This is a genomic window from Ewingella sp. AOP9-I1-14, assembly GCF_052375995.1.
Taxonomy (GTDB): domain Bacteria; phylum Pseudomonadota; class Gammaproteobacteria; order Enterobacterales; family Enterobacteriaceae; genus Ewingella; species Ewingella allii.
Genome location: NZ_JBQSVA010000008.1, coordinates 31,979 through 54,406, shown reverse-complemented (window position 1 = coordinate 54,406; position 22,428 = coordinate 31,979). Strand labels below are relative to the sequence as shown.

At 52.5% G+C, this 22,428-nt stretch carries 20 protein-coding genes and 1 tRNA gene; 6 read left to right on the top strand and 15 right to left on the bottom strand.

Annotated features, from left to right (window positions below; all coding sequences use genetic code 11):
- Positions 1–470: 470 nt before the first annotated feature.
- Both ACT3RT_RS19045 and fumA read left to right on the top strand, forming a co-directional pair.
- Positions 471–1,982, top strand: coding sequence for an anion permease (locus ACT3RT_RS19045; RefSeq protein ID WP_496200153.1), 1,512 nt, complete (start codon positions 471–473; stop codon positions 1,980–1,982).
- A 191-nt stretch (positions 1,983–2,173) separates the two neighbouring features.
- On the top strand, positions 2,174–3,823 hold the full coding sequence (gene fumA, locus ACT3RT_RS19040) for a class I fumarate hydratase FumA (RefSeq protein ID WP_353503319.1): 1,650 nt from the start codon (positions 2,174–2,176) through the stop codon (positions 3,821–3,823).
- A gap of 137 nt (positions 3,824–3,960) precedes the next feature.
- On the opposite strand, the gene ACT3RT_RS19035 is transcribed toward fumA, so the two are convergent.
- Complete coding sequence (locus ACT3RT_RS19035) at positions 3,961–4,290, bottom strand: KPN_00521 family repetitive protein (RefSeq protein WP_034792948.1); 330 nt, start codon at positions 4,288–4,290, stop codon at positions 3,961–3,963.
- Positions 4,291–4,847: 557 nt separating this feature from the next.
- Here ACT3RT_RS19035 and ACT3RT_RS19030 point away from each other — a divergent pair.
- A complete protein-coding gene (locus tag ACT3RT_RS19030) occupies positions 4,848–5,738 on the top strand; it encodes a GNAT family protein (RefSeq protein WP_485903957.1) in 891 nt (296 codons plus the stop codon).
- 27 nt (positions 5,739–5,765) lie between these two features.
- On the opposite strand, the gene ACT3RT_RS19025 is transcribed toward ACT3RT_RS19030, so the two are convergent.
- The 6 genes from ACT3RT_RS19025 to xerD all read right to left on the bottom strand — a co-directional run bounded on the left by ACT3RT_RS19025 (position 5,766) and on the right by xerD (position 12,185).
- Positions 5,766–5,839 (bottom strand) — tRNA-Gly (locus ACT3RT_RS19025).
- A gap of 153 nt (positions 5,840–5,992) precedes the next feature.
- A complete protein-coding gene (lysS, locus tag ACT3RT_RS19020) occupies positions 5,993–7,537 on the bottom strand; it encodes a lysine--tRNA ligase (protein WP_353503321.1) in 1,545 nt (514 codons plus the stop codon).
- 9 nt (positions 7,538–7,546) lie between these two features.
- Positions 7,547–8,645, bottom strand: a protein-coding gene (gene prfB, locus ACT3RT_RS19015; protein WP_100936909.1) for a peptide chain release factor 2 whose coding sequence is annotated in 2 segments (ribosomal slippage) — positions 7,547–8,569 and positions 8,571–8,645 — 1,098 coding nt in all. Because the reading frame shifts where the segments join, the coding sequence is not laid out codon by codon here.
- 151 nt (positions 8,646–8,796) lie between these two features.
- Positions 8,797–10,530: a single-stranded-DNA-specific exonuclease RecJ gene (recJ, locus tag ACT3RT_RS19010; RefSeq protein WP_485903955.1), complete on the bottom strand. Its 1,734-nt coding sequence runs from the start codon at positions 10,528–10,530 to the stop codon at positions 8,797–8,799.
- A gap of 6 nt (positions 10,531–10,536) precedes the next feature.
- Positions 10,537–11,253: a bifunctional protein-disulfide isomerase/oxidoreductase DsbC gene (dsbC, locus tag ACT3RT_RS19005; protein WP_353504026.1), complete on the bottom strand. Its 717-nt coding sequence runs from the start codon at positions 11,251–11,253 to the stop codon at positions 10,537–10,539.
- A gap of 26 nt (positions 11,254–11,279) precedes the next feature.
- Positions 11,280–12,185: a site-specific tyrosine recombinase XerD gene (xerD, locus tag ACT3RT_RS19000; RefSeq protein WP_485903953.1), complete on the bottom strand. Its 906-nt coding sequence runs from the start codon at positions 12,183–12,185 to the stop codon at positions 11,280–11,282.
- A 151-nt stretch (positions 12,186–12,336) separates the two neighbouring features.
- On the opposite strand from xerD, the gene fldB reads away from it, so the two are divergent.
- Complete coding sequence (gene fldB / locus ACT3RT_RS18995; RefSeq protein WP_353503323.1) at positions 12,337–12,858, top strand: flavodoxin FldB; 522 nt, start codon at positions 12,337–12,339, stop codon at positions 12,856–12,858.
- 70 nt (positions 12,859–12,928) lie between these two features.
- On the opposite strand, the gene ACT3RT_RS18990 is transcribed toward fldB, so the two are convergent.
- Positions 12,929–13,378, bottom strand: coding sequence for a protein YgfX (locus ACT3RT_RS18990; protein WP_496203574.1), 450 nt, complete (start codon positions 13,376–13,378; stop codon positions 12,929–12,931).
- On the bottom strand, positions 13,359–13,625 hold the full coding sequence (gene sdhE / locus ACT3RT_RS18985; protein ID WP_034793525.1) for an FAD assembly factor SdhE: 267 nt from the start codon (positions 13,623–13,625) through the stop codon (positions 13,359–13,361). Before sdhE ends, ACT3RT_RS18990 begins: the two co-directional genes overlap by 20 nt.
- 278 nt (positions 13,626–13,903) lie before the next feature.
- Here sdhE and ygfZ point away from each other — a divergent pair, with 278 nt between their 5' ends.
- Positions 13,904–14,896 (top strand): tRNA-modifying protein YgfZ, encoded by a 993-nt coding sequence (ygfZ, locus tag ACT3RT_RS18980; protein ID WP_353503325.1) that lies wholly within the window; start codon positions 13,904–13,906, stop codon positions 14,894–14,896.
- Between the two features lie 819 nt (positions 14,897–15,715).
- On the opposite strand, the gene trhA is transcribed toward ygfZ, so the two are convergent.
- Positions 15,716–16,360 carry a PAQR family membrane homeostasis protein TrhA gene (gene trhA, locus ACT3RT_RS18975; protein ID WP_353503326.1) on the bottom strand — a complete coding sequence of 215 codons (645 nt, stop codon included), beginning with the start codon at positions 16,358–16,360 and terminating at the stop codon, positions 15,716–15,718.
- Between the two features lie 324 nt (positions 16,361–16,684).
- Here trhA and ACT3RT_RS18970 point away from each other — a divergent pair, with 324 nt between their 5' ends.
- Positions 16,685–17,293 carry an HD domain-containing protein gene (locus tag ACT3RT_RS18970; RefSeq protein ID WP_485902591.1) on the top strand — a complete coding sequence of 203 codons (609 nt, stop codon included), beginning with the start codon at positions 16,685–16,687 and terminating at the stop codon, positions 17,291–17,293.
- A gap of 41 nt (positions 17,294–17,334) precedes the next feature.
- Here the strand turns inward: ACT3RT_RS18970 and ACT3RT_RS18965 are convergent, their stop codons facing one another.
- The 5 genes from ACT3RT_RS18965 to ACT3RT_RS18945 are packed head-to-tail and all read right to left on the bottom strand — an operon-like array spanning position 17,335 to position 22,389.
- A complete protein-coding gene (locus ACT3RT_RS18965; protein ID WP_353504027.1) occupies positions 17,335–18,642 on the bottom strand; it encodes an ABC transporter substrate-binding protein in 1,308 nt (435 codons plus the stop codon).
- Positions 18,635–19,780, bottom strand: coding sequence for an ABC transporter ATP-binding protein (locus ACT3RT_RS18960; RefSeq protein WP_496203573.1), 1,146 nt, complete (start codon positions 19,778–19,780; stop codon positions 18,635–18,637). The genes ACT3RT_RS18965 and ACT3RT_RS18960 overlap by 8 nt, the downstream gene beginning before the upstream one ends.
- Entirely contained in the window at positions 19,780–20,607 is an 828-nt protein-coding gene (locus tag ACT3RT_RS18955) for a phosphodiesterase (protein ID WP_034792970.1), read from the bottom strand. Before ACT3RT_RS18955 ends, ACT3RT_RS18960 begins: the two co-directional genes overlap by 1 nt.
- Positions 20,608–20,633: 26 nt before the next feature.
- Positions 20,634–21,527: a carbohydrate ABC transporter permease gene (locus ACT3RT_RS18950; protein ID WP_496200148.1), complete on the bottom strand. Its 894-nt coding sequence runs from the start codon at positions 21,525–21,527 to the stop codon at positions 20,634–20,636.
- The gene (locus ACT3RT_RS18945) at positions 21,517–22,389 is read right to left on the bottom strand and encodes a carbohydrate ABC transporter permease (protein ID WP_353503330.1); all 873 of its coding nucleotides are present in this window, start codon (positions 22,387–22,389) and stop codon (positions 21,517–21,519) included. Before ACT3RT_RS18945 ends, ACT3RT_RS18950 begins: the two co-directional genes overlap by 11 nt.
- Between the last annotated feature and the right edge of the window lie 39 nt (positions 22,390–22,428).

Here is a 22,428-nt window from a genome sequence, read left to right as displayed (position 1 = left end):
CATCAATTAAAATAACCCTTTAAAATCATAAAACTAAAATCAACCACCCTTCCCCAGAGTATGACCAATGATTACGGGAGCAAGCATTTCATACTAAAATTCCTATCTTAATTTCACTTAGTATCACTCCCACCAAAATTAACCTTTATTTTTGTGCATGATTAAAAAGAAAAATATAAATAGCTTTTCTTGATCCAGATCAAAAGTAATAAACAGGAAAATCGCATTATATAAATAACTTCTCCCCATTAAGGGGGATAACCCTACCAAATAATGAATATCAATAATGGAGCAACGTAAATGCCGCCATTAAATAGCTTAAGAAAGTTAAGTAACTAAAAAAATCAAAAATACGCTGACTTTATTACGCACATCAACCCAACAGAGCCGTTAAGAGCCCGCAGTGACCTCCCTGCCGCTCGCGAGATCTTGGGTACTCAGAATTCTCAACTACTTGTTAGGTCAAACCTATGACTGATATCTCTAAAACGATGGTGACACCTCCGGTTAGCAAAGTTTCAGGCGGTAAAAAAAACCGCCTGATGATGATGCTTATGCCCATTCTGGTAACCGTAATTCTGTTGTTTATCCCAGTCCCTGAAGGCTTGCAGCCTCACGCATGGCACTTCTTCGCCGTGTTCGTCGGTGTCATTGTAGGTCTGATTTTTGAGCCTCTGCCTGGCGCGGTGATTGGCCTGACCGGCGTGGTGGTGATTGCGCTGTTCAGCCAGTGGCTGCTGTTTAGCCCGGCTGAGCTGGCTGACCCGAAATTCAAAATGGCGGCGCAGTCCTTTAAATGGGCAGTGAGCGGCTTCGGCAACTCCACCGTGTGGCTTATCTTCGGCGCATTCATGTTTGCCGCGGGCTACGATAAAACCCAGTTCGGTCGCCGTCTGGCACTGATTCTGGTGAAATATCTTGGCCGCCGCAGCCTGACGCTGGGTTACGCCATCGCCTTCGCGGATCTGCTTCTGGCGCCTTTCACTCCGTCAAACACGGCGCGCAGCGGCGGGACTATTTACCCAATCATTGCTAACTTACCGCCGCTGTACGGTTCAAAACCGAATGACCCAAGTGCGCGTAAAATCGGCTCTTATCTGATGTGGGTCGCTATCACCGCAGCCTGTATCACCAGCTCCATGTTCCTCTCCGCGCTGGCACCTAACTTGCTGGCACTGGGCATCGTTAACAGCATCACCGGCATCAATATCTCTTGGGGAATGTGGTTCTTCGCCTTCCTGCCAGTGGGTCTGTTGTTACTGCTGACCATGCCGCTGCTGGCTTACTGGCTCTACCCGCCGGAAGTCAAAGTGAATGATGAAGTGCCGCGCTGGGCCACCGCCGAGCTGGCCAAACTGGGCAAAATGTCCCGTCATGAAATCCTGCTGCTGGTCTTTGTATGCTGCGCCCTGATGATGTGGATTTTCGCCGCCAGCTTCATTGAACCTGCGATGGCTGCCCTGTTGGTAGTGGTGCTGATGCTGTGGACCGGCGTATTGAACTGGAACGACATCACCAGCAACAAACCGGCGTGGAACACCTTCGCGTGGTTCGCCACATTGGTGGCTCTGGCCGACGGCTTATCTCGCACCGGCTTCATCTCTTGGTTAGGTAAAGAAGGCGCGGTGATGATGGGCGGCATCTCTCCGGGAACAGCGACCATCGTGCTGCTGCTGGCGTTCTACCTGCTGCACTACCTGTTTGCCAGCACCACCGCGCACACCACGGCGCTGCTGCCTGCGATGCTGACCATCGGTGCCGCTATTCCAGGCATCAACCTGCAAGTCTTCTGCCTGCTGATGGTGACGTCTCTGGGTGTGATGGGGATCATTACTCCATACGGTACTGGCCCAAGCCCGATTTACTACGGCAGCGGTTATCTGCCAACCAAAGACTACTGGCGCCTAGGCACCATCTTCGGCGCACTGTTCTTAGCCGCCCTGCTGTTTATCGGCTACCCTTGGATGGCCATGCTGTTCTAAAGGAGGATTAATTTGACACTCAAGCCATTAACAGAGCTTTTACTCAAATAAAACATCCCCAGCCTGTTGCCAGCCAATCACCTTGGCTGGCAACATACACACGAATAAAAACGTCGCCCCCGATCTACCCGAAGATCACTCCAGGAAATCGCTGTACCCATGGCGGCAATAACGGATTAAGTGAGAAAACAATGTCGAATAAAACTTTCCATTATCAAGATCCATTCCCTCTCGCCAAAGAGGACACCGAATATTATCTGTTAACCCGTGACCACGTTTCCGTTAGCCAGTTTGATGGCGAAGAAGTGCTGAAAGTCGCGCCAGAAGGTCTGACTTTGCTGGCACAGCAAGCCTTCCACGACGCCTCTTTCATGCTGCGCCCGGCTCACCAGAAACAAGTGGCGGCCATTCTTGATGACCCGGAAGCCAGCGAGAACGACCGTTACGTCGCGCTGCAATTCCTCAGAAACTCCGAAATCGCCGCCAAAGGCGTGTTGCCAACCTGTCAGGACACCGGCACGGCGATCATCATGGGTAAAAAAGGTCAACGCGTCTGGACCGGCGGTGGCGACGAAGCCGCGCTTTCCAAAGGCGTGTACAACACCTTTATCGAAGATAACCTGCGCTACTCGCAAAACGCCCCGTTGGATATGTATAAAGAGGTGAACACTGGCACCAACCTGCCAGCGCAGATCGACCTCTACAGCGTAGATGGCGACGAATACAAATTCCTCTGCGTCGCCAAAGGCGGCGGCTCGGCGAACAAAACCTATCTGTATCAAGAAACTAAGGCGCTGATCACTCCGGCCAAGCTGAAAGATTATCTGGTCGATAAAATGCGTACTTTGGGAACGGCTGCCTGCCCGCCGTACCATATCGCCTTCGTGATTGGCGGGACGTCAGCAGAAGCCACGCTGAAAACCGTTAAACTGGCCTCTACCCACTATTACGACGGTCTACCGACCGAAGGTAATGAGCACGGTCAGGCGTTCCGCGACGTACAGCTGGAAAAAGAGCTGCTGGTGGAAGCCAATAATCTCGGCCTCGGCGCACAGTTCGGCGGCAAATATTTCGCGCACGATATCCGCGTTGTTCGTCTGCCACGCCACGGCGCATCTTGCCCAGTCGGCATGGGCGTTTCCTGCTCCGCCGACCGTAACATCAAAGCTAAAATCAACCGTGACGGTATCTGGATTGAGAAACTGGAAGACAATCCGGGCAAATACATCCCTGAAGCCTTGCGCCAGCAGGGTGAAACCGGGGTGGTTGAAGTTGACCTGAACCGTCCGATGAAAGAGATCCTCGCGCAGTTGTCTGAGTATCCGGTCTCAACTCGCCTCTCTCTGAGCGGCACCATCATCGTTGGCCGCGACATTGCGCACGCCAAGCTGAAAGAGCGTCTGGATAACGGCGAAGGCCTGCCACAGTATGTGAAGGATCACCCGATTTACTACGCGGGTCCGGCCAAAACCCCTGAAGGTTATGCTTCCGGCTCCCTCGGCCCAACCACCGCAGGCCGCATGGACTCCTACGTGGACCTGCTGCAATCCAACGGCGGTAGCATGATCATGCTGGCGAAAGGCAACCGTAGCCAGCAAGTGACCGACGCCTGCCACAAGCACGGTGGTTTCTACCTCGGCAGTATCGGCGGCCCGGCGGCAGTGCTGGCTCAGCAAAGCATTAAGAGCCTCGAATGCGTCGAGTACCCTGAACTGGGGATGGAAGCTATCTGGAAAATCGAAGTGGAAAACTTCCCGGCGTTCATTCTGGTGGATGACAAAGGTAACGACTTCTTCGAGCAAATCCGCATCAACCAGTGCGCCAAGTGCGTTGTGAAATAAGCTCGTTAGCGAGAAGCTGAAATGCAAAAAGCCCGCCGAACATGGCGGGCTTTTTTATGGTCTGCAGCAAGAAAATTCAAGCGCCACGCCCATAAAAAAGGCCGGATAACCGGCCTTCAGTGTGGAGAATAAGTCGATTAGTTAGTGACTTTATTCTTCAGGTCTTCGCTACCCTGCTTGGTTTTGTCCCAGGCTTTTTCCGAACCTTCTTTGGTTTTATCCCAGCCTTTTTTAGTGCCTTCTGACACTTTGCTGGTGGTAGAGTCGCGCTTACCTTCAGCGGCGTGCTTAGCTTTCTGCTTTTGCTCTTCGCCTTTATTCTGCTCTTTGTGCAGTTTTTCTTTAGCGGTATCTGCACCTTTGTGCGCTTCAGCGACAGTCTCATCAGTTGCGTGGCTGACGGTATCGGCAGCAAACACAGGTGAAGCCAGTAAAATCGCGGACAGAGCAATAATTGCCTTTTTCATAATATTCCCTCATTGGACAGATACGTTTATTTCAACCTGATAACAGCATGAACCCGTTTTACCGCATACGCTGTAAGAATAGGCCTAAAGTTCTCCATTGGATAACTTTTGCAGCACCTAAAGAGTAACTCCATCATTTTTATGAAAAGAAAGTTTGGCCTTCGCCCCGCGCTAAAGCGTAAACGGCTATAGCGTTCTTTTTTGCGATTGGGAAAGTGAAGTGCTGAATACTAGATAAATGGATATCTCCCCTCTTTAAGTAAGAGAATCGCTAAATAACTTTTAGTTTTAATAACTAAACGATTAAGTAAAACCAAAAAAAACAAAAAAACTCATACCAATGATTTATTTACCCTTTATTCATCTGAGATAAATACTCGCTATTTCATTTACCTTTAATTTAGTTTCGCAGAATTATACTCTCTCACTCTATAACCAATTAGGAATAACCCAACCTTTTAGCGCAAGGAGTACTCGACGAATAGATAAAATCATAGCCATCAAAATACATATAAAATATAAATAATATTAAAAATCATTATTCAAGGAATGAATATATGCTCAGGGAATCATTATTATCCGTTTGTGGATGGAAAGAATGTACAGCTTCTGATTATGCCAATATCTATATGCTCTATGGTGGTAGTAGTAATACTCATCCAGAGATTATTGATTTCATTAATTCGGAAAACCGCCATAAACTGCGCTATTTTGCTAAACAGGAACACGGCGAGAAGGTCGCTGCCATCTTTACTAACGACAACATGGACCTGTGCCAGCCGCCAACCGCGTCATCACACCAGCATGTTAACTTCGATGAGACGATTTTTCCTGCCAAACCGAGTTCGCGGTTTATCTTACCTTTCAAATCGAAAATCATCTCTGACGTTAATAAAGAAAATATTATCAATTTGCTGCCTAACGTTTTTAATAAACGCAGCGTTTGCCTGGTAAAAGATAAATTCTGTTCAAAGACGCAAAAGAACAGAAGAAATGAAATACATAGTTTTCAACGTAGTGGCGGGGAAATTCGCTCCATAAAAGATTTCACACCCGATGAAATCTGTCATATTTATAAGAAACTCTTCGCTATGCGATGGGGGAAAAGCTTTAGAGATGATTATTTTAACTCTCTCAAATTATTTTCAAATAGATTTCAGAAAATGCTTTTTGGACACGTCCTGCTGATTGATAACCAGCCGTGCGCCATTGATTATATTGTTAAAACCGACTCCCCCGAATGGTTATATTTTGATGTTGTGAATGGCGGGCTGGATCCTAAATACAAACACCTCAGTCTGGGCAGCATACTCATGTGGCTGAATATCCAAGAGGCCAAGACTGTGGCGCAGACTGCGCAAAAAGCGATGCGCGTGAATCTCGGTAAACCCACGATGGAGTACAAAAAGAGATGGACACATTGCCATACGCTTTATCGAACGTTGTGAAAGGCGAGAGGGATAAAAGAGAGTACTTGGAGCGGGTGAAGGGAATCGAACCCTCGTATGCAGCTTGGGAAGCTACCGTTCTACCATTGAACTACACCCGCTTTGGTGTGCGTGGGCATTATAACCCGTTACGTGCGGCGAGCAAGGCGTGTTTTGCGATATGCGCTTGAGATTTAAGCAATTAGCCTTGCGGACTGCTTCGGGCATGAAAAAGGGAGCCGAAGCTCCCTTTTATCACACTCGCCGTTGCGAACTTATTTCGTTGGGCGCAGCGCCGGGAACAGAATAACGTCGCGGATGGTATGGCTGTTGGTGAACAGCATAACCATACGGTCGATACCGATACCCAAGCCAGCCGTCGGCGGCAGACCGTGCTCCAGCGCGGTGACGTAGTCTTCGTCGTAAAACATCGCTTCATCGTCGCCTGCGTCTTTCGCTGCAACCTGATCGGCGAAACGCTGTGCCTGATCTTCTGCATCGTTCAGCTCGGAGAAGCCGTTACCGATTTCACGACCGCCGATGAAGAACTCGAAGCGATCTGTCACTTCTGGGTTCTCGTCGTTACGGCGCGCCAGCGGAGAAACCTCTGCCGGGTATTCAGTGATGAAGGTCGGCTGGATCAGCTGCGCTTCGGCAGTTTCTTCGAAGATCTCAGTCACGATGCGGCCAAGGCCCCAGTTCTTCTCAATCTTGATACCGATGGATTCAGCGATCGCCGTGGCTTTCGCCATATCGTCGAGATCAGCCACGTTGGTTTCAGGACGGTATTTGCAGATGGCTTCTTTCATCGTCAGCTTGGCAAAAGGCTTGCCGAAGTCGAAGGTCTGGTCGCCATAAACGATCTGCGGGTTGCCGTCGTTGACTTGCTCAGCCAGCGTACGGAACAGGCTCTCGGTCAGGATGATCAGGTCTTTGTAATCCGCGTACGCCATATAGAGTTCCATCATAGTGAACTCTGGGTTATGACGCGGAGAAACGCCTTCGTTACGGAAGTTACGGTTGATCTCAAATACGCGATCAAAGCCGCCAACCACTAAACGCTTCAGGTACAGTTCCGGCGCGATACGCAGGTACATGTCGATATCAAGCGCGTTATGGTGAGTGATGAACGGACGAGCCGCAGCGCCGCCAGGGATCACTTGCATCATAGGCGTTTCTACTTCCATAAAGCCCTGATTGACCATAAAGGTACGGATCGCAGCCATGATTTGTGAACGCACTTTGAAGGTTTTGCGCGATTCGTCATTAGCAATCAGGTCGAGGTAACGCTGACGGTAACGCGTTTCCTGATCCGCCAGACCGTGGAACTTGTCCGGCAACGGACGCAGCGCTTTGGTCAACAGACGCAGTTCAGAACAGTGGATAGACAACTCACCGGTCTTAGTTTTGAACAACTTACCGCGAGCACCCAGGATATCGCCCAAGTCCCACTTCTTGAATTGTTCGTTATAAATGCCTTCAGCCAGATCATCGCGAGCAACGTAAAGCTGAATACGACCGCCCACGTCCTGCAAGGTAACGAAAGAGGCTTTACCCATAATACGACGCGTCATCATGCGGCCAGCGACGGTCACTTCAACGCCTAAATCTTCCAGCTCTTCGTTCTCTTTGCTGTCGTATTTAGCGTGGATTTCGTCAGAAATGCTGTCACGACGGAAATCGTTCGGGAAAGCGATGCCGGTTTCACGCAGTGCAGCCAGCTTCTCACGACGCGCCTTCAGCTCGTTGTTCAGATCTGGTACTTGCTCAGCGCCCTGCGCTTTTGATTGCTGTTCAGCGGACGGTTGTTGCTCAGACATTTTGGTTCCTCATAACCCGGCTTTCAAACTTGCTTCAATGAATTTATCCAGGTCGCCATCCAAAACGGCCTGCGTGTTTCGTGTCTCAACGCCAGTGCGCAGATCTTTGATACGTGCATCATCGAGCACGTAAGAACGAATCTGGCTGCCCCAGCCGATGTCTGACTTGTTGTCTTCCATCTGCTGTTTATCAGCATTTTTCTTTTGCATCTCAAACTCATAAAGCTTGGCTTTCATCTGCTTCATGGCCTGATCTTTGTTCTTATGCTGAGAACGGTCGTTCTGGCATTGGGTCACAATGTTGGTCGGAAGGTGGGTAATACGTACCGCAGATTCCGTTTTGTTAACGTGCTGACCACCCGCACCTGACGCGCGGTATACGTCGATACGCAGGTCGGCAGGGTTAATTTCAATCTCGATATCGTCATCCACTTCTGGGTAAACGAAGGCCGAGCTGAAGGAGGTATGACGACGGCCGCCGGAATCGAACGGGCTTTTACGAACCAGACGATGAACGCCGGTTTCAGTGCGCAGCCAGCCGAAAGCGTAGTCACCGGTGATCTTGATGGTGGCTGATTTCAGGCCCGCGACGTCGCCGTCGGACTCTTCAATCATCTCAGTTTTAAAGCCTTTGGCTTCGGCCCAGCGCAGGTACATACGCACCAGCATGCTGGCCCAGTCCTGAGCTTCTGTACCGCCGGAACCGGCTTGGATATCCAGATAGCAGCTTGCGCTGTCGTATTCACCGGAGAACATGCGTCGGAATTCCAACTGCTCCAGCTTCGCGGTCAGTTGGTCGAGTTCTTCAACGGCTTCGTGGAAAGTCTCTTCGTCGTCAGCCTCAACCGCCAGTTCCAGCAAGCCTGACACATCGTCACGGCCCTGAGTTAACTGGTCGATGGTTTCAACGATAGCTTCCAGTGCGGAACGCTCTTTGCCCAGCGCCTGTGCGCGTTCTGGCTCGTTCCAAACGTCCGGCTGTTCCAGCTCGGCGTTAACTTCTTCTAGGCGCTCTTTCTTGGCATCATAGTCAAAGATACCCCCTAAGGACGTTTGTCCGCTCGGACAGGTCCTGAATTCGGTTTTTTACCGGATTAATTTCAAACATGATTTTCGCGTCTTACGTTGATTCGGAGTTGGCCCAATGCCATTCGAACCGCTGATTCTAGCGGAATTAGCGGCTCTTTTATAGCAAGTTGCTGTTTTTTTAGCGCCGTCTGTAAGACGACGCCAAGGCTATCCGAGAGGGTGGAAAAGGCTTATTTCGGCCACAAATGCTGAATAATCAGCTGAACGCTGCGATTTCCGCGATATTCATTAATATCCAGCCGATAGGCCAGTTCAACTTCTCGCACGCTGCTGTCCGGCCAAAAAGTCGGATCGATGTTGAACGCAATGCCGTCGAGCAGCGGCCCGCCGCCAATAGGCTCAATCATCAGTTTTAGGTGGCGCTCTTTCAGCAGCTTTTGTTGCAAGATGCGGAAACGCCCGTCGAAGGTTGGCTCGGGGAAGGACTGCCCCCAAGGGCCGCCGTCGCGCAACAGCTCGGCGGTATCAATGGTCAGCTCCTGACCCGCCAGCTCGCCGTCAGACCAAATCACGCCTTCCAGATGCGAGGGATCCAGCCATTCGCCGACCAATTCTGCAAACCGATCGCGGAACTCATCAAATTTGGCTTCTTCCAGCGACAAGCCTGCCGCCATTGCGTGCCCGCCAAACTTCATCATGAGACCCGGATGCAAGGTATCAATACGCTCGAGAGCGTCGCGCATATGTAAACCGGCAATGGAACGGCCGGAGCCTTTCAATACGCCGTCGCCAGCCGGAGCAAAAGCAATGACCGGCCGATTGAAACGCTCTTTGAGGCGTGAAGCCAAAATGCCCACCACGCCCTGATGCCACTCTGGGTGATACATTGCCAGACCATAGGGCAGCGCGTCGCTGCTGCTTTCCAGCTTGTCGCACAGCGCCAGCGCCTCGACTTGCATCCCCTGCTCGATTTCTCGACGGGTTTGGTTCAAAGCGTCTAAATCACTGGCCAGCGCCCGCGCCTGCGCAATGTCATCACTGAGCAGCAACGCCACGCCCACCGACATATCATCTAAGCGCCCCGCCGCATTTAAACGCGGGCCGAGGGCAAAGCCGAGGTCACTGGCCGCCAGCGTGCGCGCTTCGCGATTTGCCACTTCTAACAAGGCTCGAATGCCTGGACGGCACTTACCTGCGCGAATGCGGTTCAGCCCCTGATAAACCAAAATTCGGTTATTGGCATCAAGAGGTACCACGTCAGCCACGGTGCCTAACGCCACTAAATCTAACCATTCGGCAAGATTTGGCGCGGTAAGGCCCTGCTCTTCGAACCAGCCGCTTTTATTGAGCGCGGCGCGAAGGGCCAGCATCAAGTAGAAGGCTACGCCAACGCCCGCCAAGGATTTGGAGGGGAATTCGCAACCGTGCAGATTGGGGTTAATAATGGCTTCAGCGGCAGGCAGGGTGTCGCCCGGCAAGTGGTGATCGGTGACCAGCACTTGAATGCCTTTCTCGTGGGCTAAGTCGACGCCCGCGTGAGATGAAATGCCGTTATCAACTGTCAGAATCAGTTCGGCCCCCCGCGCGGCGGCTTGTTCAACCACCTCAGGGCTAAGCCCGTAACCATCTTCAAAACGGTTAGGCACCAGATACTTTATCTCACTGCATCCCATGCTGCGCAGCGAGAGTACGGTTAGCGCGGTGCTGGTCGCGCCATCGGCGTCGAAGTCGCCCACCACCATAATGCGCAGGCGGTCGCGCAGGGCTTTCTGCAATAATTCTACGGCAGCATCAATGCCATCAAGTTGCTGATATCCCAGCAATCCTTTAACACTGCGCTCAAGCTCCTGCGCACCTTTAATACCGCGCGCACTGTATAAGCGGCGCAGTAAAGGTGAAAGCTCGGCAGGGAGATTAGCGCCGTCAGCTGCCTGACGACGACGAAGTTGGGTCTGCAAAGTCACTTAAAATCAACCACCGGTTTTTTGTGAAGGTTCCTGCGCGTCGAGCATGGCGGCCATCTCTTTTGGCGGCTGGTAACCTGGGATCATCATGCCGTTTTCAAGCACAATCGCCGGAGTTCCCGATACGCCGAACTGAACGCCCAATTGGAAATGTTTGGAGATGTCGGTTTTACAGCTCGCTGGAGAAATATCGTCGCCACGCATCGCCGCATCAAAGGACTGTTTGCGGTTGCCGGTGCACCAGATGGACTGCATGTCTTTTTCCGCTTTGGAATTCAGACCCTGACGAGGGAAAGCCAGATAACGCACGGTAATGCCGAGATCGTTATAGTCCTGCATCTGCTGGTGCAGCTTGTGGCAATAGCCGCAGGTAATGTCGGTAAACACCGTGATCACATGTTTTTCTTTCGCCGCTTTATAGATGATCATTTCGCTTTTCAGCGAATCTAACTTTTTGATAAGCATCTGGTTAGTAACGTTCACAGGCTGGGTGCCACTGACATCAAACATCGGGCCTTGCAGAACGTGTTTACCGTCTTCGGTGACATAAATCACGCCGCTGTCAGTCGTTACCGCTCTCAAACCGGCGACCGGCGAGGGCTGAACTTCAACGTTTTTCATTCCGAGCTTGTTCAGGGTTCCCTGGACTGCCGCATCGTCAGCCTGGGCCGCGCCAGTAATACAGGCAGCCAGTAACGTTAACAGCATTAAACCTTTTTTCATCATTTCGTCCTTTATCTCCTCGCGCGTTAGCCGCGAGGGTGATGTTGTTGATGTAGCTGTTTAAGTCGTTCAGTCGCTACATGGGTATAAATTTGAGTGGTCGACAGATCGCTGTGACCTAATAGCATTTGTACGACACGCAAGTCAGCCCCGTGGTTCAGTAAATGGGTGGCAAAAGCGTGACGTAAGACGTGCGGAGAGAGCCGCTCGGCATCAATACCCGCAAGGATCGCATAGTGTTTGATGCGATGCCAGAAAGTCTGGCGGGTCATTTTCTGCGCGCGGTTGCTCGGGAATACCACATCTACCGAAGCCCCGTTGAGCATCCACGGGCGACCATGTTCGAAGTAGTTTTCAATCCAATACACCGCCTCTTCGCCCATCGGCACCAGCCGCTCTTTGTCGCCTTTACCGATGACACGCACCACGCCTTGGCGCAGGCTGATATCGCTGAGCGTTAAACCGACCAGCTCCGAGACGCGCAGGCCGGTGGCATAGAGCAACTCCAGCATTGCCTTGTCGCGCAGCTCCAATGGAATATCAACGTTGGGGGCGGCCAGCAGCGCGTCGACCTGCGCCTCGCTAAGATCCTTTGGCAAACGCTGAGGCAGTTTTGGCGAGGAGAGCAGCGCCGTCGGGTCATCGTAGCGCAGCGATTCGCGGTTCATATATTGAAACAGGCGACGCATCGCGCTGAGCAGGCGAGCCGAACTGGTGGCCTTATAGCCGCCCTCGACGCGTTCAGCCAGAAAAGCCTGGAGATCGGCAGCCTGCACGTTCGTCAGGTCGGTTTCATGGTGACTCAGCCAGCCGAGCAGGGATTTCAAATCCAGACGATAAGACGCCAGCGTATTTTCCGCGAGATTACGCTCTATCCATAGCGTATCCAAAAACTGCTCGCAAAGAGCCTGATCATGGTCAGCATTCGGCACGTTGACTCCTTAATTTCATTCGGCTGCGCCCTCAACGAGGGTTTCAGCGTCCGGCGATTAGCCCTCATTATGCCTGCCATTGTGACGGAGTGCTGAGCAAATCTGTTACACTATCTGCCATTCACATTCTTATGACGTTACGGCAACAAGCATGAAGATTGGTCTTTTTTACGGCTCAAGCACCTGTTACACCGAAATGGCCGCGGAGAAAATTCGCGAAATTCTGGGTGAAGAGCTGGTCGATTTGCACAATTTGAAAGATGTCGATCCGGTCAAAATGGAAGAGTATGACATTCTGATCCTCGGCATTCCGACGTGGGATTTCGGCGAAATACAGGAAGATTGGGAAGCCATTTGGGACAAACTTCCGACGCTGGATCTCAACGGAAAAATTATCGCCATGTACGGCATGGGAGACCAGCTGGGCTACGGGGAATGGTTCCTCGACGCACTCGGCATGCTTTATGATCGCTTACTGCCACTGGGCGTGCAGTTTATTGGCTTCTGGCCGATTGACGGTTTTGAATTCACCAGTCCAAAACCGCTGAGTGCCGACGGCAAGCACTTCGTCGGCCTGGCGCTTGATGAAGTCAACCAGTACGACCTGAGCGAAGAACGCCTGCAAGACTGGTGTGACCAAATCCTGATCGAGATGGACGCGCTACTCGGCTAATGCCGCCCGCCACAGGAGGCTCAGCACTCGAGTCTCTTGGGCTATACCCTTTGCGCACATCCGAAGCGGGTTACTGCTGGCCGTTTTCCGGCTGCTGAGCACTCAGCAATAGCTGGCGCAAACGCCGCCACTCTTCCTGACTCATGCTGTCTGATGAAAGCCACAGCTTCTGCCGTGAACTCTTCATCGCCTGCCTTAAGCCACCTTTGCGCTTTTCGCGCTGCAATGACAAAAGCATGCCGCTTTTCAGCATCCACGCCGGTTTGATGATAACCCACTCTTGCTGCTGCCAAATAACCCGCTGGTTATCGAGCAGGCTTATCTCACCGTGACGCGACGTAATGCGCCGCTGGCTGCGAATACATTCGAAAATGACCACCAGCAGTAGCGTCATCCACACTGGCCAATAGCCCGCAGACCAAGGCGCCAGCAGAATAAGCAGCATTATCGCACCGTGGATCCCCAGTGAGATGAGCTGCGAGCGCCATGAAACCCGTAAATCACATTGCCACAGGGCCACGGTCTTTATTTCGCGTCTGAATGAGGGCCACCATCCGTTGTAACTCGGCATCTTTTGGTTCGCCGTGATTCATCAACCAGTTGAATAAATCAGGGTCATCACAGGTCAACAGACGGGCAAATAGCGCCTTATCGGTATCATCAAGGCTGTCATACTCATATTCAAAAAAAGGCATGATGGAGATATCAAGCTCGCGCATACCGCGACGACAAGCCCAGTGAATGCGGGACTTGTTATGAATATCCAGTGGGGCTTTGCTTTCCATAGGCTGGCTCTTTATTGGAGTACATTAATGATTATTTTATCGGTCTGGGAAGATTCTACCAGCCTGCACACCTCAGGCGTAACCTTTACATGCCTCAATGTTCATATCTCCATCACGCCTCGCATAAAGACAAGCAACGGTGATGTAACGCGCCATTCTCCTGCGAGGTGTCTTGGAAATGGCATAAATTGAGTTTGCAAAGCAGGCTAGCTCTTTTACCATGAAGTTATTGTCCATTTACCTCAGCCTAGGATTGCATCATGGCGTACAAGTTTCCGTTTCCACCGCAAAAACCTTCAGCTTCATCACATCTGCCGCTGACTTTAATTTCACTGGAAGACTGGGCGATGGTCACCATGACCGGCGCAGATACAGTGAAATATTTGCAAGGTCAGGTCACGGCCGACGTCGAGGCGCTCTCTCCAGACCAACACATCCTGTGTGCTCACTGCGATGCGAAAGGCAAAATGTGGAGCAATATGCGTCTGTTCAAGCGCGGTGACGGCATGGCTTTCATCGAGCGCCGCAACCTGCGAAACCAGCAGATGACCGAAATGAAAAAGTACGCCGTGTTCTCGAAAGTGACGTTCACTGAAGACGACGACGTGGTGCTGCTGGGCGTGGCCGGTTTCCAGGCCAACGCCGCGCTGAAAGGCGTATTCTCCAGCTTGCCTACTGCCGAACAGCCGGTGGTTCAGCAAGATGAAAGCACCCTGCTGTACCTGCCGCTGCCGGCCGAGCGCTATCTGATTGTCACCAGCCCTGAAAAGGCGGAACAAGTGGTAACGGAGATTGGCGATCAGGCCCAGTTGAATGACAGCCAACAGTGGCTGGCGCTGGATATTGAAGCTGGCTATCCGGTTATTGATACCGTCAACACCGTGCAGTTCATCCCGCAGGCCACCAATATTCAGGCGCTGGACGGCATCAGCTTCAGTAAAGGCTGCTACGCCGGTCAGGAGATGGTGGCGCGCGCCAAATACCGCGGAGCCAATAAACGCGCGTTGTACTGGCTAGCGGGTAAAGCCAGCAAGGTTCCAGCTGCCGGGGATGATTTAGAGTTACAACTGGGTGAGAACTGGCGTCGTACCGGCACCATTCTGGCCGCCAGCCAGCTCAACGACGGTTCACTGTGGGTACAAGCCGTGCTCAACAATGACCTCGACGCCGACGCCAACCTGCGCGTACGCGACGACGCCGCAAGCCAGCTGAGCATCCAGCCGCTGCCGTATTCGTTGGTGGAAGAGAAGTAATTGAAATAATGGAGGAAAGATATTTTCCTCCCTCAATAGCAGACGCTGAATTTACCTATATCATTCGCACTGTATCAAGGCGGCAAGGGGATGAATCCCTGAGAGCTTACACTGGTAAGTGACCTGGGTGAGTCCCCGCAGCCAACGCTGAGACAGTGCGAAGGATGAAGTAATTGAAAAGGATTTCTCTCCCTCAATAGCAGACGCTGGATTTACCTAAATCATTCGCACTGTATCAAGGCGGCAAGGGGATGAATCCCTGAGAGCTTACACTGGTTAGTAACCAGAGTGAGTCCCCGAAGCCAACGCAGAGACAGTGCGAAGGATGACGTAATTGAAAAGGATTTCTCTCCCTCAATAGCAGACGCTGGATTTACCTAAATCATTCGCACTGTATCAAGGCGGCAAGGGGATGAATCCCTGAGAGCTTACACTGGTTAGTGACCAGAGTGAGTCCCCGAAGCCAACGCAGAGACAGTGCGAAGGATGACGTAATTGAAAAAGATCTCTCTCCACCAATAGCAGACGCTGGATTTACCTAAATCATTTGCACTGTATCAAGGCGGCAAGGGGATGAATCCCTGAGAGCTTACACTGGTAAGTGACCAGGGTGAGTCCCCGAAGCCAACGCAGAGACAGTGCGAAGGATGACGTAATTGAAAAAGATCTCTCTCCACCAATAGCAGACGCTGGATTTACCTAAATCATTCGCACTGTATCAAGGCGGCAAGGGGATGAATCCCTGAGAGCTTACACTGGTAAGTGACCAGGGTGAGTCCCCGCAGCCAACGCTGAGACAGTGCGAAGGATGACGGTAAATCAGATATAGAAGTAGACGGCGAAGAAATGGCAGGCGCACCCGCCCAGCACAAAGCCGTGCCAGATAGCATGCCCGAAGCGAATTCGCTTAGAGGCGTAGAAAATCACCCCCAGCGTATATAGCAACCCGCCGATAGCCAGCAGCGCTACGCCGCCCGCAGAAAGACGTACCGCCAGCTGATAAATAACAATCAGTGACAGCCAGCCCATGGTGAGATAAGTGATCAGCGACAACACTTCAAACCGATGTGCAAAGGCCATTTTAAAAATCACGCCAAACAGCGCCAGTCCCCAAATGACCGCCATCAGGCCTCTTGCCAGCGGCGAGTTCAACCCCACCAGCAGGAATGGCGTATAGGTGCCGGCGATTAAGATATAAATGGCGCAGTGATCGAGCTTTTTCAGCCAGTATTTGGCTTTTTCATGCGGAATGGCATGGTACAGCGTGGAAGCCAAAAACAGCAGGATCATGCTGCCGCCGTAGAGGCTATAGCTAGTGATTGCTATCACGCCAGCATTGGTCGCCATAGCTTGAACAAGAAGTAAAACCAGTCCTACGATACCCAACACTAACCCGACGCCATGGCTCAGGCTGTTGGCTATCTCTTCGGCCCAGGGATAAGCCTGAGGCAACGATTTAGTCATAAATTACTAACCCTCGAGGTAATTTTGATAAAAGATTGAGAAGAAAAATTGGTCAAAAATTTACCTACTCAGTAGGGTAACTGAGAATAATTCCAGTGTACACGTGTAAGCCAAAAATTAGTATTAACTGTTGTAACATACTCTTAGCTTGGTAAGCATTTCGGAACAACCCGAGTCTGAAGCCCTTCTAATCGTTCAAGTTATTAATAATTCCGGTGAATTATCATTCGAGAAAAATCTCGGCTGATTTATGTAAAGACATGATTTTTTGGCCTCATCGGATTATCGTAGGGGGAATTCCCTGCCAATGACTGAGGTTTGATTATGTCTGTAGCTTCTCCCGCGCTGAATTTCGGCTCAATGACCGACGTTTTTCAGTTCCTGATGGAAATCGACAAACTGAAAAGCGTACAACGCCGCACTAAGGTGCTTGGCACTCAGCGTCAGGAAAACTCAGCAGAGCACAGCTGGCATTTCGCTGTGGCGGCTATGTCCCTCGCGCCCTACGCGCCTAAAGATGTCGATATTCAGAAAGTGATCCGCATGGCTCTGGTACACGACATCGTGGAGATCGACGCCGGCGACGTGCTGGTGTATGACCTTGCCGCCCGCGAAGCCGTGCATGACCAAGAAGTGTTGGCGGCTAAACGCCTGTTCGGCATGCTGCCTGCGCCACTCGATCAGCAGTTCCTTGATTTGTGGAATGAGTACGAAGCTGGTGAAACCCCGGAAGCGCGCTTTGCGCTGGTGATTGACCGTATTCTGCCGGTGGTGATGAACCTGAACAATAAAGGTCAAAGCTGGGTGGAGAACAATATCCGTCTGGAGCAGGTTCTGGCGCGCAATTCTTTCATTGGCGACATCAATCCAGAGCTGTGGCAACACATTCGCGGCCATCTGGACCATGCTCATGCCCAGGGCTGGTTGAAGTAATGTTTACGCCTCCCTAGCGAAGAGGGAGGCGTGTTTAGCACTTATTTCGGCACGCTGAGCGCCGTCTGGTCTACATACGGCTTCATGATGGCATCCGCTTTTTCCTGCGCAGCGGCAGCAGCAGCCTGTGGCGTGACTTTCTGGTCATTGACCAAGGCCCCGAGCTGGTTTTCCATCGCCTGACGCACGGCTACCGTCTCATAAGTTGAATACCACGGATAGGCGTATTTCAACTGTTGCAGAGCAATTTCGGCACGCGGGTCTTTCGCCAAATAATCCTTCATTTCCGGCAAATCATAAGAGGCAATACGCGGCGAGAAATAGCCGGTGAAACGGCTCCACGCGCCATTCACTTTCGGGCTAACCAGATATTGCAGGAAGGTATAAGCCGCCTTTTTCTGGTCGTCAGTGATGCCTTTAAAGCTCACCAGACTTGCCCCGCCGATGCTTACGCCATTACGCACCTTCTGCGGCATCATCGCCACGCCCAGCTCGAAATCTTTGGTGTTTTCCCGCATAAAGCCCAGCGCGCCGGTACTCAGCATGGTCATCCCCAGCTTGCCGGAGAAGAACGCCGCGCTGATCTGCTTGGAGTTCAACACGCCGGATGGCATCACGTTGTCGCGATAAATCAGGTTCTGCCAGAACTGTAATGCACCCACGGTCGAGGCAGTGTTGTAATACACCTCGCCCGGATAATCGGCGTTGAAGTATTGGCCGCCGTTGGCCCGGGTCAGCGCAGAGAGGATCCAGCCGCCGTAGTCATCGTTGGTCGATGGCAACATAATGCCCCACTGCCCTTTGGCTTTATCCGTCAGCTTTTTGGCATCTTCCAGCAGTTCATCCCAGTTCTTCGGCGGCGCAGAAATGCCCGCTTTAGCGAACAAGTCTTTGTTGTAATAGAGAATTGGCGTCGAGTTGTGGAATGGGATCGCATAAGTCACGCCGTTAACCTGCGCGTTTTGGCGCATGGCGGGCCAGAAGTTTTCAGTCAGGAAAGGCGTGGCTTTTTGGTTGCCGTATTTGAACAGGTCGTCCATCGGCAGAATTTCATTTTTGATGGCTAAATCCGCCGTGAAGTTGGCAGACATAATCACCAGCGCCGGAGGCTGGCCTGATTTAGCCGCCGCTTCCGCTTTCACTTTGGTGGTGTCGTAGTTGCCAGTGAAGATACCGCGCACTTCGACATCGGTTTGAGAATCGTTGAACTCTTTGATTACACGGGTCATTTCCATGGTCAGCTTGCCGTCTACCGGCGCCGGGAACATGAAATCAATATTTTGTTTTGCTGACGCCGCGCCAGCCGACAGCAGCCCGATGGCGAGTGTCAGCGCGTGGAGTTTAGGCATAGTGCAACGCATGTTGGATCTCCTGGTGAAGATTTTGCTGGTTTTGGCCCGAAAAAAGATGAAGGTCGTGCAAAGAGAAGTACAAGGTCACGCGGTCGCCCGGTTGTGGGATAACCAAAGTGGATTCTCCCTCGGCCTGAATACGCCGCAGATTTTTAACATTCTGATTTTTCAATAAATAACGAATGTGTCCATAGCCCGTGTCGGCATGGCACAGGTACTCAGCACCCAGCAACTCACGATGATTCAGCGTGACGCTAAGGGCTAAAGTGCGTTCTTCATTCGGCTGGTCGCTCAAGTGCTCAGGGCGAATGCCCAAATAGACTTCGTTCAAGCCATGCGCGTGCTCGCTCTCTGGTAAGGCAATAGCGTGATCGCCAAACTGCACCACGCCCTGCTGGCAAGGCAGTTTGAAGATGTTCATCGACGGCGTGCCGATAAATCCGGCAACAAACAGATTGGCGGGCTGGGCATAAAGGGTTTCCGGCGCGCCGATTTGCTGCAAGTGGCCTTTGTCCAACACTGCAATGCGGTCGGCCATGGTCATGGCTTCCATCTGGTCATGAGTCACGTAAACTGTGCTAGTTTTCAACTGCTTATGCAGCGCCATGATGCCATCTCGGACCTCGGTACGCAGACGCGCATCAAGGTTCGACAGCGGCTCATCCATCAAAAACAGCTTGGGATCGCGCACAATCGCGCGCGCCATTGCCACGCGCTGGCGCTGGCCGCCGGAAAGTTTCCCCGGTTTGCGATCCAGCAGCGGCTCAAGCTGCAACAGCGCAGCCACGCGATCGACGCGCGCTCGATGCTGCGACTTCGGCTCATTGCGCATCCGCATGCCAAAGGTGATGTTCTGCTCAACGGTCATATGCGGGAACAGCGCGTAGTTCTGGAAAATCATCGAGAAGTTGCGCTCGCGCGGCTCCCGCGCGGTAATGTCTTCGCCATCCTGCAAAATTCGCCCACTACTGACGTTTTCCAGCCCCGCCAACAGGCGCAGCAAGGTGCTTTTGCCACAGCCGGACGGCCCCACCAGCACCAGAAACTCGCCGTCGGCGATCTCCAGCGACAGGTTGTTCACCGCCATGCTGCCTTCAAACTGCTTGCAGATATTCTCAAGACGAATTCGCGACATTATTCGTCATCCACCGGGCAGCTGATGGTAGCGTCATACAGGTACGGCCCCGGATATTGCGAAAGTGGGTGCAAGTAGCTGACTAAGCCAGTTTTCTCCACCAGACGGTGCATCACGCAGGCCGCAGGTTCGAGGTTATAGAAAGGCGCTGGGTTGTGGTGATAGTAAGGCACTTGATGCACGGTACCCGGAATAGTGGTGATGATGGCCTGGCGATACTGAGTGAAAATCAGGCGGTGCGTGTGACCGCAGAATACACGACACAGCGACGGAAAACGGTCAATCAGCGCCAGCAGTTCGTCGCCGTTCTCGCAAGAAATAGAGTCCATCTGCGCCGAACCGACCTTAACTGGCGGATGATGCATAAACACCGCCGTTGGCTTGTCGCCGCCTGCTTTCAACTGCTCTTCCAGCCATGACAGGGTTTCTGGTGTCAAAAAGCCTTTGGACTCGCCCGCCAGGCTGCTGTCGATAAACAGCAAACGCATGTCGAAATCGTCCACCGCGTAGCGCATGTTTTGCGGGTCGTGGCCCAGTTCAGGGCACAGCGGGTGCAGTGCTTCGAGGAACTGCGCTTTGTCGTCATGATTGCCCGGTATGATGTACAGCGGGTAATGCAGGTTTTGCAGCGTGCGGCGCGCCACCAGATACTCGGCGGGCAGTCCACAGTTGACGATGTCACCGGTGATCACTACCGCGTCAGGGCGCTCTTCCAGCGCATTTAGCTGGTTTACCACCTCGGCATTGCAGGCGTTGACGTCGATAAAGTCATACAGCTTGCGGCCCTGACTACGGAAATGCATATCGGAAATTTGAGCGAGAAACATCGGTAACCCCTTTATTTAACGGCAGTTTATTTAATGCCTGAAAAGCCAAAGCTTTTAAGAAATTGTTTCTGGAACAGCACGAATGCCAGCATTAGCGGCAAGCACACCATCAGCGTGCCTGCGGTGATAAGCCCCCACTGCCCGCCCGACTCCGCGCCCATGGCAAAGGAGACCAGCCCGACGGTGAGCACCTGTTTATCCGGGTCGTTGAGCACCATCAGCGGCCACAGGTATTCATTCCAGTGATAGGTGATGCTGACAGTGGCGAAGGCCAAAATGGCTGGCCACGACATCGGGATCAGCACGCGGAACACCACTTGCCACCAGCGGCAGCCTTCCATCAGCGCCGCCTCTTCGATTTCGCGCGGAATGCTCAGAAACGCCTGACGCATCAAGAACACGCCGAACGCCGAAGCGAAGTACGGCATCATCACGCCGGTCAATGTATTGAGCAGGCCGAACTGTTTGAGGATCATCATGTTCGGCACCATCATCACCACCGGCATGATCATCAGTTGGATCAGCAGCAGGTAGAACAGCGTCTGTTTGCCACGAAACTCGTGGTAGGCGAAGACGTAGCCCGCCGTGGTGATGGTCACCAGCTGGACCAAGAAGGTGCCGAAGGAGAAGAAGATGGTGTTGGCGTAGAGCCGCAGCCAGTCGGCACTGTCCCACGCGTCGCGGAAGTTTTGCAGCGTCAGCGGGAAGCGCGGCAGCAGCGACGCCATCCCCGGCCCGAAACTGCTTTCGCTAAAGGAGGCCGACAGCATCCAGATAAAGGGCGCGACCCACAGCAGCGCGCCGCACACCAGCAGAAGCGGCAGCGTAGAACGGCGCGCGCCGCGCAGTAGCAGGGAAGGCTGGCGGCTGCGGCTCTTCGCGCTGGTCACCAGCAGGTTGTCAGACGTTTCAACGCTCATAGTGCGCCCCTCTCTCCAGCACTCGCAGGTTCATCACCGAGAAACCAAACAGTAAAATCAGCGTCAGGAAGGTCGCGGCCGAAGCTTTGCCTAAATCGTGGGTGTCGTTAGCTAAACTTTGGATGTAATAGAGCATCACGGTGGTGGCGTTATTCGGCCCGCCCTGCGTCATCACCGGCACGTGATCGATTTGGGTGATGGCGTAAATCAGCGCGATGGTGACCACAAAACTGATGGTCGGGCGCAGCAGTGGCAAGGTGACATAGAAGAAGGTTTGGATGCGAGATGCCCCTTCCATCATCGCCGCTTCGCGCGCCGAAGCGGGAATCGACTGCAATCCGGCGAGGAAAAACAGCATGTAGTAACCCGCGAATTTCCACACGCCAATCACGCTCAGCGCAATCAGCGCGCTGTCGCTCGCGCCGAGGTAGTTGTTGTTCATCGGCCCGAAAAACTTCGCCAGGTAATAGTCGATAAGCCCCAGCCCCGGCATAAAGATAAACAGCCACAGGGTGGCGGCGCTAACCAGCGGGATAATCATCGGGAAGAAAAAGGCCGTGCGCAGCCAGCGATTGAGCACGGTGTTTTCCCATAGCGCCACCGCCAGCAGCAGCGCCAGCACGATACCGGGGATCACCGTCATCAGAATGTAAGACAGGTTATTAAGCAGCGCGCGCCAGAACACGTCGTCTTGCAGCAGGCGAACATAGTTCTGCAAACCAACAAACGGCGGGTTATCGGAGTTCATCCGGCTGTCATACAGACTGTCGGCCGCAGAACGGAATAAAGGGAAATAGGTGAATAAAAACAGGAAGATCAAGGTGGGCATCAGCACCAACCAGGGGAACAGCGAACGGCGCATTTCTCATTACCGGGCAGTCAAATAAGCCGTTACGCTAAG